Origin of the sequence: Catellatospora chokoriensis, assembly GCF_011297315.1 — a bacterium.
GTDB classification, from domain to species: domain Bacteria; phylum Actinomycetota; class Actinomycetes; order Mycobacteriales; family Micromonosporaceae; genus Catellatospora; species Catellatospora citrea.
This window is the reverse complement of sequence record NZ_JAAOTI010000004.1, coordinates 297,045-315,715: the sequence shown is the minus strand read 5'-3', so window position 1 is coordinate 315,715 and position 18,671 is coordinate 297,045. Positions and strand designations below refer to the sequence as shown.

The 18,671-nt window shown below is 72.1% G+C and carries 17 protein-coding genes and 1 tRNA gene; 10 read left to right on the top strand and 8 right to left on the bottom strand.

Annotation, left to right across the window (positions count from 1 at the left end; translation table 11 throughout):
• Positions 1-25: 25 nt before the first annotated feature.
• The 6 genes from HAV39_RS08640 to HAV39_RS08615 all read left to right on the top strand — a co-directional run bounded on the left by HAV39_RS08640 (position 26) and on the right by HAV39_RS08615 (position 8,523).
• On the top strand, positions 26-781 hold the full coding sequence (locus tag HAV39_RS08640) for an ABC transporter ATP-binding protein (protein WP_191838624.1): 756 nt from the start codon (positions 26-28) through the stop codon (positions 779-781).
• Positions 772-2,379: an ABC transporter permease gene (locus tag HAV39_RS08635; protein WP_191838623.1), complete on the top strand. Its 1,608-nt coding sequence runs from the start codon at positions 772-774 to the stop codon at positions 2,377-2,379. The genes HAV39_RS08640 and HAV39_RS08635 overlap by 10 nt, the downstream gene beginning before the upstream one ends.
• Before the next feature lie 88 nt (positions 2,380-2,467).
• On the top strand, positions 2,468-2,611 hold the full coding sequence (locus HAV39_RS08630; protein WP_191838622.1) for a hypothetical protein: 144 nt from the start codon (positions 2,468-2,470) through the stop codon (positions 2,609-2,611).
• Positions 2,612-2,843: 232 nt separating this feature from the next.
• A complete protein-coding gene (locus tag HAV39_RS08625; RefSeq protein ID WP_191838621.1) occupies positions 2,844-5,258 on the top strand; it encodes a hypothetical protein in 2,415 nt (804 codons plus the stop codon).
• A gap of 99 nt (positions 5,259-5,357) precedes the next feature.
• On the top strand, positions 5,358-6,644 hold the full coding sequence (locus tag HAV39_RS08620) for an MFS transporter (RefSeq protein ID WP_191838620.1): 1,287 nt from the start codon (positions 5,358-5,360) through the stop codon (positions 6,642-6,644).
• Between the two features lie 73 nt (positions 6,645-6,717).
• Positions 6,718-8,523, top strand: a complete 1,806-nt coding sequence (locus HAV39_RS08615) for an NHL domain-containing thioredoxin family protein (RefSeq protein ID WP_191838619.1) — start codon at positions 6,718-6,720, stop codon at positions 8,521-8,523.
• Positions 8,524-8,626: 103 nt separating this feature from the next.
• On the opposite strand, the gene HAV39_RS08610 is transcribed toward HAV39_RS08615, so the two are convergent.
• From HAV39_RS08610 to HAV39_RS08600, 3 genes are read right to left on the bottom strand one after another with little or no spacing between them, the layout of a single operon-like run.
• Positions 8,627-9,361, bottom strand: a complete 735-nt coding sequence (locus HAV39_RS08610) for a LamB/YcsF family protein (RefSeq protein ID WP_191838618.1) — start codon at positions 9,359-9,361, stop codon at positions 8,627-8,629.
• Entirely contained in the window at positions 9,345-10,265 is a 921-nt protein-coding gene (locus HAV39_RS08605) for a 5-oxoprolinase subunit C family protein (protein ID WP_191838617.1), read from the bottom strand. Before HAV39_RS08605 ends, HAV39_RS08610 begins: the two co-directional genes overlap by 17 nt.
• The gene (locus HAV39_RS08600; protein ID WP_191838616.1) at positions 10,258-10,836 is read right to left on the bottom strand and encodes a 5-oxoprolinase subunit B family protein; all 579 of its coding nucleotides are present in this window, start codon (positions 10,834-10,836) and stop codon (positions 10,258-10,260) included. The genes HAV39_RS08605 and HAV39_RS08600 overlap by 8 nt, the downstream gene beginning before the upstream one ends.
• A gap of 71 nt (positions 10,837-10,907) precedes the next feature.
• Between HAV39_RS08600 and trhA the strand changes: the two genes are divergently transcribed.
• Complete coding sequence (gene trhA / locus HAV39_RS08595) at positions 10,908-11,588, top strand: PAQR family membrane homeostasis protein TrhA (protein WP_191838615.1); 681 nt, start codon at positions 10,908-10,910, stop codon at positions 11,586-11,588.
• A gap of 117 nt (positions 11,589-11,705) precedes the next feature.
• Here trhA and HAV39_RS08590 read toward each other — a convergent pair whose 3' ends face one another.
• Complete coding sequence (locus HAV39_RS08590) at positions 11,706-12,218, bottom strand: SixA phosphatase family protein (RefSeq protein WP_191838752.1); 513 nt, start codon at positions 12,216-12,218, stop codon at positions 11,706-11,708.
• 189 nt (positions 12,219-12,407) lie between these two features.
• Complete coding sequence (locus HAV39_RS08585) at positions 12,408-14,243, bottom strand: acyl-CoA dehydrogenase (RefSeq protein WP_191838614.1); 1,836 nt, start codon at positions 14,241-14,243, stop codon at positions 12,408-12,410.
• A gap of 258 nt (positions 14,244-14,501) precedes the next feature.
• On the opposite strand from HAV39_RS08585, the gene HAV39_RS43220 reads away from it, so the two are divergent.
• On the top strand, positions 14,502-14,636 hold the full coding sequence (locus HAV39_RS43220) for a hypothetical protein (RefSeq protein WP_275413961.1): 135 nt from the start codon (positions 14,502-14,504) through the stop codon (positions 14,634-14,636).
• Here the strand turns inward: HAV39_RS43220 and HAV39_RS08580 are convergent.
• The gene (locus HAV39_RS08580) at positions 14,633-15,760 is read right to left on the bottom strand and encodes a PP2C family protein-serine/threonine phosphatase (protein ID WP_191838613.1); all 1,128 of its coding nucleotides are present in this window, start codon (positions 15,758-15,760) and stop codon (positions 14,633-14,635) included. The two genes, HAV39_RS43220 and HAV39_RS08580, sit on opposite strands and share 4 nt — an antisense overlap.
• 180 nt (positions 15,761-15,940) lie before the next feature.
• Positions 15,941-16,519, bottom strand: a complete 579-nt coding sequence (gene dcd / locus HAV39_RS08575) for a dCTP deaminase (RefSeq protein ID WP_191838612.1) — start codon at positions 16,517-16,519, stop codon at positions 15,941-15,943.
• Positions 16,520-16,694: 175 nt separating this feature from the next.
• Here dcd and HAV39_RS08570 point away from each other — a divergent pair, with 175 nt between their 5' ends.
• Both HAV39_RS08570 and HAV39_RS08565 read left to right on the top strand, forming a co-directional pair.
• Entirely contained in the window at positions 16,695-17,201 is a 507-nt protein-coding gene (locus HAV39_RS08570; protein WP_239120852.1) for a pyridoxamine 5'-phosphate oxidase family protein, read from the top strand.
• Between the two features lie 75 nt (positions 17,202-17,276).
• Positions 17,277-17,350, top strand: a tRNA-Gly gene (locus HAV39_RS08565).
• 58 nt (positions 17,351-17,408) lie between these two features.
• Here HAV39_RS08565 and HAV39_RS08560 read toward each other — a convergent pair.
• Positions 17,409-18,362: a tyrosine-type recombinase/integrase gene (locus HAV39_RS08560; protein ID WP_191838611.1), complete on the bottom strand. Its 954-nt coding sequence runs from the start codon at positions 18,360-18,362 to the stop codon at positions 17,409-17,411.
• Positions 18,363-18,671 lie beyond the last annotated feature (309 nt).

Here is an 18,671-nt window from a genome sequence, read left to right as displayed (position 1 = left end):
GCACCCCGCGTCTACAGTCGGACGCGTGATCCCCGACAGCGCATTCGCCCTCCAGGGCCTGGTCAAGAAGTTCGACACCAAGGTCGCCGTCGACGGCGTGGAGCTGGCCGTGCCGGCGGGCTCGTTCTTCGGCCTGCTCGGGCCGAACGGGGCGGGCAAGACCACCACCCTGTCCATGGCGGTCGGCCTGCTGCGGCCGGACGCCGGCCGGGCCCTGGTGCTCGGCCACGACGTCTGGCGTGACCCGGTCCGGGCCAAGTCGCTGATCGGCGTGATGCCCGACGGCGTACGCCTCTTCGACCGCCTCGACGGCACCGAGCTGCTCACCTACCAGGGGCTGCTGCGCGGCATGGCGCCCGACGTCATCGACGCCCGGGTCGCCGAGCTGCTCGACGTGCTCGCGCTGACCGACGCCGGGCGCACCCTCGTGATCGACTACTCGGCCGGCATGAAGAAGAAGATCGCGCTGGCCTGCGCGCTGCTGCACGCGCCCCGGCTGCTGGTGCTCGACGAGCCGTTCGAGGCCGTCGACCCGGTCAGCGGCGCGGCCATCCGCGACATCCTCACCCGCTACGTCGCCGGTGGCGGCACCGTCATCTTCTCCAGCCACGTGCTGGAGGTCGTGGAGCGGCTGTGCAGCCACGTCGCGATCATGGCGAACGGCCGGATCAGCGCGGTCGGCACGCTCGACGAGGTGCGCGACGGGCGGAGCCTGGAGGAGGCGTTCGTCGCGGTGGTCGGCGGGCGCGTGTCGACCGGCTCGGAGCTGTCATGGCTCTGACCTTCGCCCACCTCAAGCTGCGCGTGCTGCGCAACGGCTTCCGCGGCCGCCCCGGCAAGGTGATCCTGTTCGTGATCGGCCTGCTCTCGGCGCTGTTCTACGGCGTGCTGGCGGCGCTGTTCCTCCTGATCCCGTTCCTGCCCAACGCTCCCGCCTGGGGCGCCGTGATCCCCGCGTTCTCCGGGACCGTGCTGGTGCTCGGCTGGATCCTGATGCCCCTGGTCTGGTTCGGCGTCGACGAGACCCTGGAGCCCGGCCGGTTCGCCCTGCTCCCGCTGCCCCGGCCGACGCTGCTGCGCGGCCTGCTGATCGCCGCGCTGCTGGGCGTGCCCGCGTTCGGCACGCTGCTGGCGACCACCGGACTGGCGATCGGCGCGGGCATGGCCGGAGGGCCGCTGCCCGCTCTGGTCGCGGCCGTCGGACTGCTGCTCGGCCTGCTCCTGTGCGTCGTGGTGAGCCGGGCCGTGACCAGCGGCTTCGCCCGCGCGCTGCGGGCCCGGCGCACCCGTGACCTGGCCGCCGTGGTGCTCGCGGTGCTCGCCGCGTCGCTGGGCCCGATCCAGTTCCTGCTCACCTCGGGCGCGCAGCAGGTCGGCACCGAGCGGCTGACCGCGTTCGCCGACGTGCTCGGCTGGACCCCGTTGGCCGCGCCGTACGTGGTGGGCCTCGATGCGGTGCACGGGGACTGGGCGGCGGTCGCGGGGCGGCTGGCCGTCACGGTCGGGACGGTGCTGCTGCTCCTGTGGTGGTGGTCGAGCTCGCTGGAGTCGGCGATGGTCGGCACGTCCGGCGGCGGCGAGGTCCGGGTGCGGGCGGCCACCGGCGCGCCGGTCGCCCGGTTCTTCGGCCGGGCCCGCCTGCCACGCACCCCGTACGGCGCGATGGTGCAGCGCGAGCTGCGCTACTGGGTGCGCGACGTGCGGCGGCGGGCCAGCCTGATCACGTTCGCGGTGATCGGGGTGTTCCTGCCGGTGGTCACGAACCTGGGTCCGGGCGCCGACGGCAACGTCGTCGCCCAGGGCGTGCACGGCGGCTCGATGGTGCTGGTCGGCGCGCTGGCCGGGCTCGGCATCGCGAACCAGTTCGGCTACGACGGCACCGCGTACGCGATGCACGTGGTGGTCGGCGTGCCGGGCCGGGTGGAACTGCGGGCCAGGGCGGTGGCGTACTCCTGGTACATCGTGCCGCTGCTGCTGGCCCTCGCCGTGCTCAACGCGGTGTTGCGCGGGGACCTGCTGCTGCTCCCGGCGATGGTCGGGACCCTGTTCGCCGCGTACGGGACCGGCCTGGCGTGCGCCACGCACGCGTCGGTCTGGGCTGCGTACGCCCTTCCGGAGAACCAGAACCCGTTCGCGATCAACACGGGCACCGGCGTCGCGAAGAGTCTGCTGGCGATGGCCGCCTGGTTCGCCGGCATGGTGCTGGCCGTGCCGGTGCTGCTGCTGGTGCTGCTCGGCGGCTCGGTCGGCGCGGCGCTGGCGCTGCCGGTCGGTCTCGCCTACGCGGCAGGTGCGATCTGGCTCGGCGTGCTCACCGCGGGTGACATCCTCGACCACCGGCAACCCGAGTTGCTGGCTGCGATCACTCCGCGGACATGAGGCGTTCACCTACGAATCGTCGGCTCGTGGTGCAACTCACCGAATAATCGTTGGCACAGGTAGGGCCCGATGCGCTGTAATAGTTGGTATGAGCATCATGAAGAAGATGCGGACGCGGAGCCGCAGCGCCGAGCAGATCCACCTCGAGCGCACCCATGCCGAGCGCGCGCAGCGTCGCCGCGCCGCGGAACTCGGTGACCCGATGGCAGCCGTCTTCGCACGCCTGCACTGAGTCGTTTCTCCTCCTCCAAGAGCGTTGCGGCCCCTGTCGCGCCATCCGGCGACAGGGGCCGCAATGCGTCCGCGGTCGTGGCGGGCGGCTGACGTGAACCCGCCTCCCCGTATTCCGGTCGCGCGTGAGTACCGGTACGGTGGGCACGGCCGCCACCCCTCGGCTCATGACCCCTGCGTTCCTTCCGCTCGGCGTCTCCCAGGGCTGGCGAAAGAGAGGGAGGCGTGCGCGTATGACGTCCGAGGCACCGCAGCAGTCCGGCTGGCCGCCGGCTGAGCCAGCCGAGCGCAAGAGCGGGTTCGGCTTGTTCGAAGCGCCGCCGGCGCCCGACGAGTTCCCGGTCTTCACTCCCTACGGCAGCACGCCGGAGGAGTCGTCGTTCCCGCCGGACTCGGTCGCCGACCAGGCACCGCCCGCGTTCAGCGGATTCCCGGCCGAACCCGCCGCGGCGGCCCCCGCAGGCGACGAGGCGCCGTACGTGCCGGCCCCGGCCGTCGTGCCGATCCCCGGCGTGCGCCACGAGATGTCGTCGTCGTTCGCCGCGCACGAGCCCTTCGTCACCTCGACTCCCCCGGCGGAGCCCGACTGGTCGACGCCGCCGGCACAGCCGGACTGGGCCACCTCGCCGGACTGGTCCACCCCCACCGAGCAGCCGTGGCAGCCCGAGCCCGCCGCCGAGCAGCCCTGGCAGTCGGCCGCCGCACCCGCCGCGGAGCAGCCGTGGCAGTCGGCCGCCGCCGCGCCCGCCGCGGAGCAGGCCTGGCCGGACTACTCCGACTTCAGCAAGCCGCAGGAGCAGCCGCCCGCGGCGCCCACGTTCGAGCAGCCGGCCGAGCCGGCCACCGCGTCGGGCTCCTGGGCCGCCTTCGCGGCTGGCGAGTCGCCCAAGCCCAGCGCCCCGACCGGCCCGTGGACGCCCCCGCCCGCGGTCGCCGCGCTGATGGACCCCGAGCCGGAGTCCCCGGCCGCGCCGGCTTACGAGCCGCCGCCCGCCTACGAACCCGCCCCGACGCCGTACGAGTCCTCGACGTACTCGTCGACCTCGACGTACGAGCCCGCGGCACCCGCCTACGAGCCCGCCGCGCCGTACGAGCCGACCCCCGCGCCGTCCTACGAGCCCGCGCCGTCGTATGAGCCTGCGCCTGCCTACGAGCCGTCGTCCTCTTACGAGCCCGCGGCCACGCCGTCGTACGAGCCCGCTTCGTCGTACGAGCCCGCGCCGTCCTACGAGCCGACCCCCGCGCCGTCGTACGAACCTGCGCCGTCCTACGAGCCGACGCCCGCGCCGTCCTACGAGCCCGCCTCTTCGTACGAGCCTGCGCCGTCCTACGAGCCCGCCTCTTCGTACGAGCCTGCGCCGTCCTACGAGCCCGCGCCGTCGTACGAGCCCACCCCCACGCCGTCTTACGAGCCGACGCCCGCGCCGTCTTACGAGCCGGCTGTCGCCGCGGCTTCCGTGAGCCCGCCACCGGCCGCGGGCCCGGTCAGTTCGCCGCCCGCGTCGCAGACGCCCGTGAGCACTCCGCCGGCCATCCCGGTCACCCCGCCGCCCGCCGTCGCGCGCGCCTCCGCCGGGGTCGCCTCCGCAGCGGTGCCGACCGCCAGCCGGATCAGCCCGGCCGAGGACGTGCCCGCCGCGCTGCCCAAGTCCCAGGGCCGGGTGTACGGCTCCGCCGCGGTCTCCGCGCCTGCCGAGCCGGAGGTTCCGGCGTCCGCTCCGGTGTCGCCGCCTCCCCCGGCGCAGCCCGCCGCCGGCGCCGCGCGGGCCACCGCACGGGTGACCGTGCCCAGTGCCCAGCCGGTTTCGCCCGAGCAGCCGGTCACGCCGCCGATCGCCCGCTCGTCCACCGTGTACGGCGCGCCCGCCCGCCCGGCGGAGCAGCCTGCCCCGGCCGCGCCCGAGCACGCCGGGCCGCAGGGCGGCGCTCCGGTGCCGGCCCAGCGCCAGCCCCGCCAGCACGCGTTCGGCGATCTGCTCCAGCCGGCCGCGGCCCCGCAGGCCGCTGCCGCGCCCCCGGTGGCTCCGCCGCCCCCGGCCGCACCGCCGGCCCCGGCCGGCCCGCCGCCCAGCGTGTACGGCACCCCGCCGTCGTCACCGGCCGGCCAGGCACCGTCGGGCCCGCCGCCGCGCGGCCCGATGCAGCCCCCGGCCCGCCCGTCCGGTCCCCCGCCCGGCACGGGCGTGGTGCCCGGCCAGCGGCCGCCGCTGGACACGCCGCCGCAGGACCAGTCGAAGTTCGACAAGTTCAAGCCCGACGAGACGGGCACCGGCGCGCTCGAGATCAAGCCGGTCCGCAGCGGTCGCGTGATCATCATGGTGGTCGTGGGCTGCGCGCTGCTGCTGGCCGTCGCCTTCGGTGTCCTGATCGGCGTGGACAAGCTGCTCAACGGCGACGACGCCGCCGCGCCGACGTTCGGCGTCGGCGACTGCCTCAAGCAGTCGGGCGACGTGGCCGTCGCCTCCGCGTGCACCGAGCCGCAGACCTACAAGGTCGTCTCGGTCGGTGACAACAAGGAGCAGTGCGAGGACAAGACGCAGCCGCATGTCACGGTCGGCAGCAAGGTGCTGTGCCTGGTGCCGAACTCCGGCGACGGCGCGCAGCCGTCGACGGCGCCCTCGGAGCCCGCGGCCACCCCGACCTCGTGACGGTCCGGCACTCGTAAGTGTTGAAAGGCCCTGTGGTACTGACCACAGGGCCTTATATTTCGTTCGCGTGACGTCACACCCGGCCACCAGACTGGGCGCATGTTGCGCGACGCCCTGCCCGCGAGGCCCGAAGCACGCCGGATGCTCGTCGGCACCCTCTTCTCCGCGCTGGGCCGGGGGTTGACGCTGCCGTTCCTGTTCATCTACCTCACCGAGGTGCGGCACCTGTCCGGCACCACGGTGGGCCTGCTCATCGGCTGGTTCGGCCTGCTCACCCTGGCCGTCTCGCCACTGTCGGGCTCGCTGATCGACCGGTTCGGCGCGCGCCGGGTGGTCATGCCCGCGCTGCTGATCGAGGCGGTCGGCGTCGGCTCCCTGGCGCTGGTCGGCAACACCTGGCAGGCAGCCGCAGCGCTGACACTGAGCGGCCTGGGCGCCTCGACGATCTGGGCGGGCCAGAACACCATCCTCACCTCGATCACCGGGGAGCAGGAGCGGCAGCGGGTGTTCGGCCTGCAGTTCGCCCTGCTCAACCTCGGCATCGGCATCGGCTCGGCGACCGCCGGCACGATCGTGGACACCGCCCGGCCCGGCACCTTCCAGCTGATCTACCTGCTGGACATGCTCTGCTACGCCGGACCGTTCCTGATCCTGCTGACCATGCCCGGGGTGGGTCGGCGGCTGGTGGAGACGCCGACCCTGAACGAGAACGGCCGCAAGCGGGGCTATGCCGAGGTGCTGCGGCACAAGCCGTTCCGCCGCCTGATCATCTTCAGCGTGCTGCTCACCGTGTCCGGATACGCGCAGCTGGAGGTCGGCTTCACCGGCTTCGCCACCAAGGTCGCGGGCGTCACCCCGCAGATCATCGGGTACGCCTTCACCGCCAACACCATCGTGATCGTGCTGGCTCAGCTGCTCGTCATCAGGAAGCTTCAGGGCCGCAGCCGCACCCGGGCGCTGGCCGCGGTCGGCGGCGTCTTCGGCACCGCCTGGCTGGTGCTCGGCCTGGCCGGCTACGTCGACGGCAGCAACGCGGTGCTGAGCGCGGTGATCGTGATCCTGTTCGGCGCGATCTTCGCGGTGGGCGAGACGATGCTGTCACCGGTCAGCCCGGCCCTGGTCAACGTGCTCGCCTCGGACGAGCTGCGCGGCCGCTACAACGCGCTCTCCTCGATGGTGTGGGGCATGTCCGCGATCGTCGCCCCGGTCAGCGCCGGCCCGCTGCTCGGCGCTGGGCTGGGCGGCGTGTGGATCGCGCTGGTCACCGTCGGCACGCTCGCCGCCTCGCTGGTGGCCCTGTCGCTGCGCAAGTTGATCACCCCGGAGCAGGACGGCCGCCTCGCCGAGCCGGCGACGCCCGCGGCTCCGGTGCCCGTCCCAGCCTGACCTCGCACCGGCGGTACGGGACGTCACACCCCGCCCCCGACCGGCTCCCCGCATGATCGGGCAGAATGGCGTGATGCGGGTACGGGCGCCGGAGCTGCGCGGACGAGGCTGGTTGAACACCGGCGGCAAGGACCTCAAGCTGGCCGACCTGCGCGGCCGGATCGTGATCCTGGACTTCTGGACCTTCTGCTGCATCAACTGCCTGCACGTGCTCGACGAGCTGCGCCCGCTCGAGCAGAAGTACGCCGACGTGCTGGTGATCATCGGGGTGCACTCGCCGAAGTTCGAGCACGAGCGCGACGCGGACGCGCTGGCCGCGGCGGTCGAGCGCTACGGCGTGGACCACCCGGTGCTCGACGACCCGGCCATGGACATGTGGCAGCAATACGCCGCCAAGGCCTGGCCGACGCTCTCGGTGATCGACCCCGAGGGTTACGTGGTGGCGAACATGGCCGGCGAGGGCCACGCCGAGGGGCTGAGCCGCCTGCTGGACGAGCTGATCGCCGTACACGAGGCGAAGGGCACGCTGCACCGCGGCGACGGCCCGTTCGTGCCCCCGCCGCCGAGCGACAGCCTGCTGCGCTTCCCCGGCAAGGCGCTGCCGCTGCCCGACGGCACCCTGCTCGTGTCCGACTCGGCCCGGCACAGCCTGGCCGTGCTGGACCAGGATCTGTCGGCGGTGCTGCGGCGCGTCGGCTCAGGCCGGCGCGGCCGGGCCGACGGCGACGCCGCGGAGGCGAGCTTCTCCGAGCCCCAGGGCCTGTGCCTGCTGCCGCCCGAGGTGGCGGCCCTGGCCGGCTACGACGTCGTCGTCGCGGACACGGTGAACCACCTGCTGCGCGGCGTACGCCTGAGCGACCTGGCCGTGACCACGGTGGCCGGCACCGGCAAGCAGTGGCGGTCCAGCCTGGACGGCCACTCCCACGACGCCCGCGCCATGGACCTGTCCTCGCCGTGGGACGTCGCCTGGTTCGACGGCAAGGTGATCGTGGCCATGGCGGGCACGCACACGCTGTGGTGGTTCGACCCCGTGAAGCGGACCGTCGGGTTGTACGCGGGCACCACCGTCGAGGCGCTGCGCGACGGCGCGCTGGACCAGGTGTGGATGGCTCAGCCGTCGGGGCTGTCGGTCTCGCCCGACGGGAGCCGGCTGTGGCTGGCCGACTCGGAGACCAGCGCGCTGCGATGGATCGCCGACGGGCAGATGCACACCGCGGTCGGGCAGGGCCTGTTCGACTTCGGGCACGTGGACGGCCCCGCCGACCAGGCCCTGCTGCAGCACCCGCTGGGCGTGTGCGCGCTGCCGGACGGCTCGGTGCTGATCGCCGACACGTACAACGGGGCGATCCGGCGCTGGCAGGACGGCACGGTGTCCACCGTGGACAGCGGCCTGGCCGAGCCCAGCGACGTCGTACTCGACGCGGACGGCAGCGTGATCGTGGTCGAGTCGGCCGCGCACCGGCTGGTCCGGCTCGCGCCCGCGGCGGCCGGCCTGGTGGACGGCGGCCGGCACAAGGTCGAGCGGCCGCCGTCGCCGCTGGCCGCTGGCAGCGTCACGCTGGACGTCATCTTCACGCCCGCGCCGGGGCAGAAGCTGGACCGCAGCTTCGGCGAACCGACCCGGCTGGAGGTGTCCGCCTCCCCCGCCGAGCTGCTGCTCGAAGGCGCCGGGGTGACCACCGACCTGTCCCGCAAGCTGGTCCTCAACCCGGCCGTGGGCCAAGGCGTGCTCCAGGTCGTGGCCCAGGCGGCGACCTGCGACGCCGACGCCGAGTTCCCGGCCTGCCACCTCACCCGCCAGGACTGGGGCGTCCCCATCGTGATCACCCCCGACGCCCCCGACCGCCTCCCCCTAATCCTCCGCGGCCTCGACACCTAACCCACCCACCCACCCGAGTTGGCGGCGCAACTCTTAAAGAGTCGCGCCTTCCGGTGCCCGCCGAAACCGCGACTCTTTAAGAGTTGCGGCAGGTGGGGGTGGGTCAGGAGAGGAAGGGGCGGAGGGGGACGTCGGCGTACTGGAGGGCCTCGCGGACGGCGCGGGCCAGGGCGACCGCGCCGGGGGTGTCGCCGTGCAGGCAGATGGAGTCCACGGCGTGCGGCAGCACGGTGCCGTCGAGCGCGATGACGCGCTGGTCCACCGCCATCAGCAGCGCGCGGGCCACCACCTCCTCCTGGTCGGTGATGACCGCGCCGGGCTTGCTGCGTGGGAGCAGGGTCGCGTCGGCCCGGTAGGCGCGATCGGCGAAGCCCTCGGCGTATACCGGCACTACCGCGTCCCCGGCCGCCGTCGCGAGCGGTGAGCCGGGCGCGCACAGCACCGGCAGCCCGGTGGCCTGCGCCGCCTCGACGATCGCGTCGATGTGCGCGGTCGCGTGGTAGAGCGCGCCGTGCGGTTTGAGGTATCGCACCCGGGCGCCCTCGGCCGCGGCCAGCGCCTGCAACGCCCCGACCTGGTAGATGATCTCGTCGCGGAGCTGGTCGAGTTCGTAGTCGATGAATCTGCGCCCGAAGCCGGCCAGGTCGCGGTAGCCGACCTGCGCGCCCACGGCCACCCCCTGCCGGGCGGCCAGCTCGCAGATGCGGCGCATCGTCGCGGCGTCCCCGGCGTGGAAGCCGCAGGCGACGTTGGCGCTGGTCACCACGTCGAGCAGGGCCTCGTCGTCACCGAGCTCCCAGCGGCCGAAACCCTCACCGAGATCAGCGTTGAGATCCATGGAAGACCACCCTAGTGCCTGGACGCGCCTGCGCGAGCAGCCCGAGATCGTCGGGGTGGACCACCCCGGCGACCGGGTAACCGCCGGTGGTCGGGTGGTCGGCGAGGAACACCAGCGGCCGCCCGTCGCCGGGCACCTGGATCGCCCCGGCCAGCAGCCCTTCGCTGGGCAGCTCGCCGGGCACGGCGCGGGCCAGCGGCGGCCCGTCCAGCCGCACCCCGATGCGGTCGCCCTGGCCCGCCGTGTACGCATGTCGCAGCAGCTCACCGGCGTCGGTGAACCAGTCGTCGCGCGGCCCGAGCCGCACCCGCAGCCGGATCTCCGCTCCCGGCGCGCTCACCGGAACGAAGTCGACCCCCCACCCGCCTGCCCCGATCGGTGCCGGCTCGACCGCTGCGCCTGCCGTGCCGAGGTCACCCGTCCCACCGCCGTGTGCGCTGCCGTCCCGCCATGCCCCGACCGGCAGGACCTGACCGGACCGCAGCGGATCGGGGCCGATGCCGGAGAGGGTGTCGGTGCTGCGGGAGCCGAGCACCGCCGGGACCGCGACACCACCGGACACGGCGAGGTAGCTGCGGATGCCGTGACGCGGGAGCCCGATCTCCAGGCGTGCGCCCGCGGGCAACCCGAACGCGACCCCGTAGGGCACCGGGCGGCCGTCGACCGACAGGGGCGCGGGCGCCCCGGTGAGCGCGCACCAGACGGACGTGTGGGCCCGCAGGCTCGCCCCGCCGTAGGTGAACTCGATCCCCGCGCAGCTCTCCGGGTTGCCGACGAGCCGGTTGGCCAGCCGCAGCGCCGGACCGTCGAGCGCGCCGGACCGGGACACCCCGAGCTCGGCGTACCCGACCCGGCCCAGGTCCTGCACGGTCGCCAGCGGCCCCGGCCCCACCACCTCAAGCATCGGTGAACCTCACCAGCGTGCCCGGCGCGAGCAGCGCGGGCGGCTCCCGGTCGAGGTCGAACAGGACCGCGTCGGTGCGGCCGACCAGCTGCCAGCCGCCGGGCGAGCTGCGCGGATAGATTCCGGCGTACGGCCCCGCGAGCGCGACGGACCCTGCCGGCACCCGGGTTCGCGGGCTGGCCAGCCGGGGCAGCCAGCGCCGCTCGGGCAGCCCGGTCAGGTAACCGAAGCCGGGCGCGAACCCGCAGAACGCGACCGTGAACACGGTCTCGCGGAGCACCCGCGCCGGGTCGGTCTGCCAGGCCGCCGCGACGGCGTCGTGGTCGGGCCCGTCCCAGTGCACCGGCACGTCCACCCGCTGCGGCGGTGCGGGCGGTGCGGCAGCGGGCGCGAGGTCGGCCCAGCGCGGCTCGCCCCGTACCCCGCGCAGCAGCACGGTGCGGGCCGCGGGCACGATCTCCTCGCAGCTCAGCGTGCCGCGTTCGCGGGCGGCCCGCAGCGTGCGGAACCACGCCGCCGGGTCGTCGACCTCCAGCAGCAAGCCGTCCCAGCCGTACCTCCGGACCAGCACGACGCAGATGTTACCGGCCTCACCCCCGGAGGCTACGCGCCAGTAACCTACGGTGCCGTAGCCTAGGGGGCATGACTGGCACGGCCACCCCGCAACGTCTGCGCCCCGTCGACATCGGCAAGCCGCGGATGCGCGGCTGGCTGCACGCGTACGCCTTCTTCGTCGCGCTGGTGTGCGGCGCCGTCCTGGTGTCCATCGCCGCGTTCCGGCCCGGCAGCACGCCGGTGATCAGCGTGGCGGTCTACAGCCTCACCGTGTGCGGGCTGTTCGGCGTCAGCGGGCTCTACCACCGTCGGGTCTGGAGCGAACGCGGCTACCAGACCATGCGACGGCTCGACCACGCCATGATCTTCATCTTCATCGCCGGCACGTACACCCCGTTCTGCCTGCTTCTACTGCCGTCCGGGAAGGCGACGCTGCTGCTGGCGCTGGTCTGGGCGGGCGCGCTGGGCGGCGCGGCGATGTCGCTGATCTGGCCGCACGCGCCGCGCTGGGTGTCCGCGCCGCTCTACCTCGCCCTGGGCTGGGTCGCGGTGGCGGTGCTGCCCGACATCCTGCACAACGGCGGCGTCACCGCGCTGGTCCTGCTCCTGACCGGCGGCGCGGCGTACAGCGCCGGCGCCGTCTTCTACGCGCTCCGCCGCCCCAACCCCTGGCCCACCGTCTTCGGCCACCACGAGTTCTTCCACGCCTGCACCCTGGTCGCCGCCATCTGCCACCACATCGCCATCTACTTCGCCCTCTTCGCCTGACCCACCGCCCGCTCACCCACCGCCCCGCTCGCATGATCGTTCGACTTGCCAGGCAACTGGGCGAATGAGTCGTCAAGATACGCACATCTGCCAGGCAAGTCGGATGATCTAGGGCGGTCAGGCGCGGGCGGTGTGGGCGGCGACGAGTTTGGCGGTTTCGGTGTCGGGCCAGTCGGCTTCGGGCTGGTGGACGGCTATGCCGCAGGTGCGCAGGCCGTCGGAGTCGACCTCGCCGCCGCCCGTGTCGAGCTGCTCGGAGAGCTGGGAGATGGTCGGGTTGTGCCCGATGACCAGGACCGTGCGGAACTCGGGTTCCACGGACCGGATGAGGGCGAGCAGTTCGCCGGTCGCGCCCTCGTACAGCGAACGCTCGTAGCGGACCACCGGCGACCCGGCGCCGGCCAGCGCGACCGCGACCCCGTGCCAGGTCTGCCGGGTGCGCCGGGCCGGTGAGCAGAGCACGAGGTCGGGCACGTAGCCGTGGTTGACCAGCCAGGCGCCCGCCGCGGCGGCGTCGGCGTGCCCGCGGTCGGTGAGCGGGCGATCGGTGTCGGACAAGCCGGCCGGACGGTCGGCCTTGGCGTGACGCAGCAGCACCAGAGTGCGTGGGCGCGTTGCGGCGCCGGTCAGCGGAGCCATGTGCCCAGCTTGCCGCAAGCGGCTCGGTTGCGCATCCCAACTTCGGCGATAACAGCCCGGCACCCGGCCGACCCCGCGTACGGCGACGGCGCCCCCTCACGCGTTCCGCGTGGCGAGGGGGCGCCGTTCACCTATTCGTGGGATGGGTGCGGGGCGCGGCCGGGGCCGCGCCCCGTGGGGTCAGAAGGAGGCCTCGTCCAGGTCCATCGCGTCGAGCGTGGCCAGCTCGACGATGCGCCGGTCGGAGCCCAGCCGCGGCAGCACCTCGCGCGAGAAGAAGCGCGCGGTGGCCACGACACCGGTGTAGAACGCCTGGTCGGTGCCCGGCTCACCGGACAGCTCGCGCAGCGCGACCTCGGCGCGGCGCAGCAGCAGCCAGCCGACGACCAGGTCGCCGACGGCCAGCAGCAGGCGGCGCGAGTGCAGGCCGACCTTGTACAGCGCCCGCGGGTCGTCGCCCTGCGACTCGGCCAGCCAGCCGGTGAAGGTGCCCAGCATGGCCTGCACGTCGCCGAGCGCGGCGGCCAGCGACGCGCGCTCCTCCTTGAGCTGGCCGTTGCCGGACTCGTTGGTGAGGAACTCCTGGATCTCGCCGGCGACCGACATCAGGGCCCGGCCGTTGTCCCGCACGATCTTGCGGAACACCAGGTCGAGGCTCTGGATCGCGGTGGTGCCCTCGTACAGGGAGTCGATCTTCGCGTCGCGGACGTACTGCTCCAGCGGGTAGTCCTGCAGGAAGCCGGAGCCGCCGAAGGTCTGCAGCGACTCGGAGCCGAGCAGCTCGAACGCGCGCTCGGAGCCGCAGCCCTTGACCAGCGGCAGCAGGAAGTCGTTGATCTTCTCGGCCCGCTTGGCGGCCTTCTCGTCGCCCGCGGCCTTGGCCATGGCGACCCGGTCCTGCCAGTACGCGGTGTACGCGACCAGGGCACGCAGGCCCTCGGCGTACGACTTCTGCAGCAGCAGCGAGCGGCGCACGTCCGGGTGGTTGGTGATGGCCACCCGCGGCGCGGTCTTGTCGGTCATCTTCAGCAGGTCGGCGCCCTGCACCCGCTCCTTGGCGTAGGCCAGCGCGTTGAGGTAGCCGGTCGACAGCGTCGCGATGGCCTTCGTGCCGACCATCATCCGGGCGTTCTCGATGATCAGGAACATCTGCCGGATGCCCTCGTGCACCTCACCCACGAGCCAGCCCTTGGCCGGGACGCCGTGGCCGCCGAAGGTGGTCTCGCAGGTCGTGGAGACCTTGATGCCCATCTTGTGCTCGACGTTGGTCACGAAGACGCCGTTGCGCTCGCCCAGCTCGCCGGTCTCGGCGTCGAAGTGGAACTTCGGCACCACGAACAGCGACAGGCCCTTGGTGCCCGCCGCGTGGCCCTCCGGCCGGGCGAGCACGTAGTGGATGATGTTGTCCGACATGTCGTGCTCGGCCGAGGTGATGAAGCGCTTCACGCCCTCGATGTGCCAGGACCCGTCCTCCTGCTTGACCGCCTTGGTGCGGCCCGCGCCGACGTCCGAGCCCGCGTCGGGCTCGGTGAGCACCATCGTCGAGCCCCACTTCTTGTCGACGAACAGCTCGGCCCACTTCTTCTGCTCGTCGGTGCCCTCCAGGAAGAGCACGTGCGCGAACGAGGGGCCGGAGCCGAACATCCAGACCGGTGCGTTCGAGCCCAGCACCAGCTCGGCGAACGCCCAGGTCAGGGTGCGCGGGGCGGAGCTGCCGCCGAGGGCGGGCGGCAGGTCCAGGCGCCAGAACTCCGAGTCCATCCAGGTCTTGAAGGACTGCTTGAAACTCTCCGGCATGGTCACGGTGTAGTTCGCCGGGTCGTAGACCGGCGGGTTGCGGTCGGCGTCGGCGTAGCTCGCCGCCAGGTCGACGCGGGCCATGCGATCGATCTCGCTCAGCACGCTGCGCGCGGTGTCCGCGTCGATGTCGGCGAAGTGACCCTCGCCGAAGGGCGTGTCGAAGACCTCGAACAGGTTGAACTCAAGATCCCGCAAGTTGCTCTGGTAGTGGCTCATTCTTCCCGCCCTCAGCGCATTCAGTTACCGACCAGTAAGTCCGACTGTATTACTCGTCAGTAACCATCGGCAAGCGAACAGCCGAGAAGTTCACATCACATCCAGGTGAAATCTCCCGACCAGGCCCGAGCGGACATAGTCAACAAAACGGACATAAGCAAGTCGCCACACCGCGTGGCGCAACCTTTCCGGATCGACGTCGTTCTTCCGGGTGACGCGCGGGCACCCTCGCCCCGCCCGCCACAGGGGAGGAAGAAGATGATCGAGAACCTGCGCAAGCTGATGTTCGAGCCGCGCTACCCGATCCGCTACATCGGCCGCCACCGGGCACCGAGCGCGCTGCCCGTGCTGTCCCTCGCGGTCCGGCGCAACCGGTCCACCTCGGTCGCCTAGTTCGTCGCGCCGAGTTCCCAGCTGGGCACAGGCGCCAGGGTGGGCTGCGACGGGCCCGCGTACTCCATCAGGATCAGCGCGATGTCGTCGTCGAGCCGGTTGTGCACCCACTCCATCAGCGCCGACTCGACCGAGGCCAGGCCGTCGCCCACGGTGCCGTGGCCGAGCAGCTTCCAGGCCCGCTCGGTGATCGGGAAGAACTCGCCGTCCCGCCGCGCCTCAGCCAGGCCGTCGGTCAGCAGCAGCAGCCGGTCGCCCGGCTCCAGCCGCTCCACGCGGCTGCGCACCACCGGCATGAAGCCCAGCGGCGGCGCGGGCGAGGGCGGATCAAGGGTGATCACCTCGCCGCGGCGGATCAGGATCGGCGCGGGGTGGCCGCAGTTGACGATCGTCAGCGTGCCGCCGCGCTCCTCCACCAGGCACGCCGTGACGAAGTCCTCGTCGCCCACGCTGCGGGCCACGGCCCGGTCCAGGTCGGCGACGATGGCGCGCAGGTCGGCCCGCTCGAAGGCGACATGGCGGTACGAGCCCAGCACGATGCTCGCCGTGCGCACCGCGTCCAGGCCCTTGCCCCGCACATCACCGATGATCATGCGCACGCCGTACGGGGTGTCCAGCGCCTCGTACAGGTCGCCGCCGATGTCGGCGGCCGCCGTCGCGGAGATGTACCGCCCCGCCACCGCCAGCGTGCCAACCTTCGGACCCAGCGGCCGCAGCACCGCCTGCTGGGCGATGGTGGCCAGCTTGGCCAGCTCGGCGATGCGCTCGGCCTGCCGCTGGCGGACCACCGCCACCAGCGCCGCGATGCCGGTCGCCAGGCCGATGCCGATCACGTTGATGAACGCGGAGAGGTCGTCCTGGCTCATCCCGAAGAAGGCGAAGACCGTGCCCACCGCCGTCGCGACCCCGCCGGCGACCAGCACGGCCTGCCACGGCGCGAACACCGCGGCGAGGAACGGCACCGTCGCCATCAGGCCGACGAAGCGGGCCTCCCGGCCGTCGGCCAGCTCGACCGCGCTGATCAACAAGAGCAGCACGAAGGCCGCGCCGAGTCCGGCGCGGAATCCAGGGCTTAGCGGGCGTCCGCCCGACAGGGCAAGTGGTATGCGTACGGCAACCAGCATGCCTGATCAACTTCGCTTCACCGCTCAGATTGTCTCGTCGGCGGATCGCATTCTGTACGGTCGGACGAGACGCTCTTTCACGATTTTTCAGAAACTGTTTGGCCGGGTTTGCCTGAGCAACCAGCTCGCGGCGGGCAGCGCGCGCCGGATCTCCCGCCGATCCGCGGGCGACCGTCGAGGTCAGGCCGTCGGCCAGGTCCGCCAGTTGAGGTAAGACCGCGACGCCGTGGGGCCGCGCTGGCCCTGATAACGCGAGCCGTTCACGCTGGAGCCGTACGGGTGCTCGGCCTCCGACGACAGCCGCAGCACGCACAGCTGGCCGATCTTCATCCCCGGCCACAGCCGGATCGGCAGCGTCGCCACATTGGACAGCTCCAGCGTCACGTGCCCGGAGAAGCCCGGGTCGATGAAACCCGCTGTCGAGTGCGTCAGCAGCCCCAGCCGGCCCAGGCTCGACTTGCCCTCCAGCCGCGCCGCGAGCTGGTTGCCCAGGGTGACCACCTCGAGCGTCGAGGCGAGCACGAACTCACCCGGGTGCAGCACGAACGGCTGCCCGTCCTGCACCTCGACCAGGGTCGTCAGGTCGTCCTGCTGCTCGGCCGGGTCGATGTGCGTGTACAGGTGGTTGTTGAACACCCGGAACAGGCGGTCCAGCCGGACGTCGATGCTCGACGGCTGCACCAGACTCGGCTCGAACGGCTCCAGCTGCAGCTGGCCGGACTTGATCTCGGCCACGAGGTCCCGGTCGGATAGCAACACGCAGGGAGCCTACCGTCCCCGGCTTGCCCCTTCGCCGCCGCGGCCCACCCGAACAGCCGGAATTCTGCGCTCCCTCGCGGGCCACAAGGGCTTCTTCGGGCAGCGATCACTCGATAGGGGACGCACCGCGTGTCTCGATGGCGCACTAGAACATGTGTTCGATAAAGTCCACCCCATGGCTACCTGGACCGAATTCGCCGCCGCCACGCCGTGGCTGGCCTCGTCGATCCGCGCCCTGCTGCACCAGTACGGGCCGGGCATGGGCTACCTGGCGACCGTACGGGCCGACGGCGGGCCGCGGGTGCACCCCGTCTCCCCCGTCGTCACCGACGAGGGCCTCTACTGCTTCGTGATCGACTCACCGAAGCGGCGCGACCTCGAACGCGACGGGCGCTACGCCCTGCACGCCTTCCCCGCCGAGGACAGCGACGTCGAGGCATACGTCAGCGGCCGCGCCCGCCCCGTCACCAGCATCGCCACCGTCGAGCACCTCGTCCGCCAGCACCGCGCCGCGCCCACCGTCGACTGGCGGCTGTACGAGCTCACCGTCGAGTCGGCCCTGCTGCACCGGCACGAGGCGGGCGCATACCCGAACACCTGGCGCGACCCGGCGGCAGGCCGGAACGGGCCGGCGCACGAGCGCCGGCCCCGCAAACCGTTCCTCCAGCTCGTGGCTGCGTGAGCGAGGACCACGGCGAACTGCCGCGGTTACCTACGTGCACGCGACCCGTGACGTCAGGTACAGTGGTGGCCGCTCGCGGGTGTAGTTCAATGGCAGAACATCAGCTTCCCAAGCTGACAGTGAGGGTTCGATTCCCTTCACCCGCTCCACGAAGAAAAGCCTGGTAGGACGCGAGTCCCAACCAGGCTTTTCTATTTCCCGCGATCTCTAACCCGACGTCGTGCCCGCTGCGTGCCCGTCGCCCTGGTCGTGCCCGTCATCGTCGGCAGCCACGGTTAGTTCTTCCGGCTGTCCTTCGTCCTTGCTCTTCTGCGCTTGGGCGCGCTCGACCATCCCGCTGAGAGCATCGGCGATGGCGCGGTCACGCGCGCCGGAGCGGTGCAGGTAGATCAGCGCCGCCTTGGTGGAGGCGTGGCCCATCCGATCCATCAGGTCGCGCAGCGTCGCGCCGGATTCGGCCGCCCAGGTATTGCCGGTATGGCGAAGGTCGTGGAAGTGCAGACCCATGACACCAGCCGCTGTGGTGCCCTTCGTCCAGTGCTCCTGGAAGTTCGATCGCCGGACCGCCGCACCCATCGGGCCGACGAACACCAGCGCCTCCGCGCCTTCGGCGGTGAACTCGGCGAGGTGATCGGTGAGCGCGGACAGGATTGCCGAAGGAACGGTCACAACGCGCACACCCGCAGCCGACTTCGGCGGACCGAACACCAGTTGCCCGTTGACCATCTCCCCCATGGTCCGCTCGATCAGCACCTCACCCGTGCTCGTGTTGACGTGCTTGCGCGCCAGTGCGGCCAGCTCCCCGAAGCGCATGCTGGCGAAGCACGCCAGGAGCACCATGGCCCGGAACCTTGCCGGCACGTTGTCCGCGATCGTCAGGACCTGGTTCATGGTGGCGATCGGTCGCTCCGGGCTCTTCTCCTGACCAGCGCCGACAATCTGGCAAGGGTTGCAGGTGATGAGCCGGTCCGTCACAGCGGTGTTGAGCACGGCCCGCAGCAGGCGGTACGCCTTCGCCGCCGTGACTGGCCCGATCGAGCCGAGCAGGTCATGCCGCCACGTCCTCAACCGAGGCGTGGTGATCTCGACCAGCGCCAGGCCGCCCAGCTTCGGCGCGATGTGCAGCCGTAACAAGGGCCGCGCACGCGCGGCCCGGCGCACCGCGTCTCCCCCCGCGCTATGTCTGCGGCCCGCGCGGGGGACGCGGGCGCCAGCCGCAGTTGTTCGCCCAGAACCTCAAGAGCTATGTCGGATCACCATCGTGGACCGGACCGTCCCTCCCGTGACGCCGTCACGTCCGAGCACACAGCTACCTCAGACCTCGGGGCTCTGCCCCGAACCCCGGCCACCGCTTCAGAGATGCACCCGGCATAGCTGCGGAATGCAGTTGGGGGAGGAGGGGGTTGGGGTGGTGATCTCCTTACGACGTCACCCGGAGGGCATGTCAGCGAACCTCGGTGCCGAGAACCC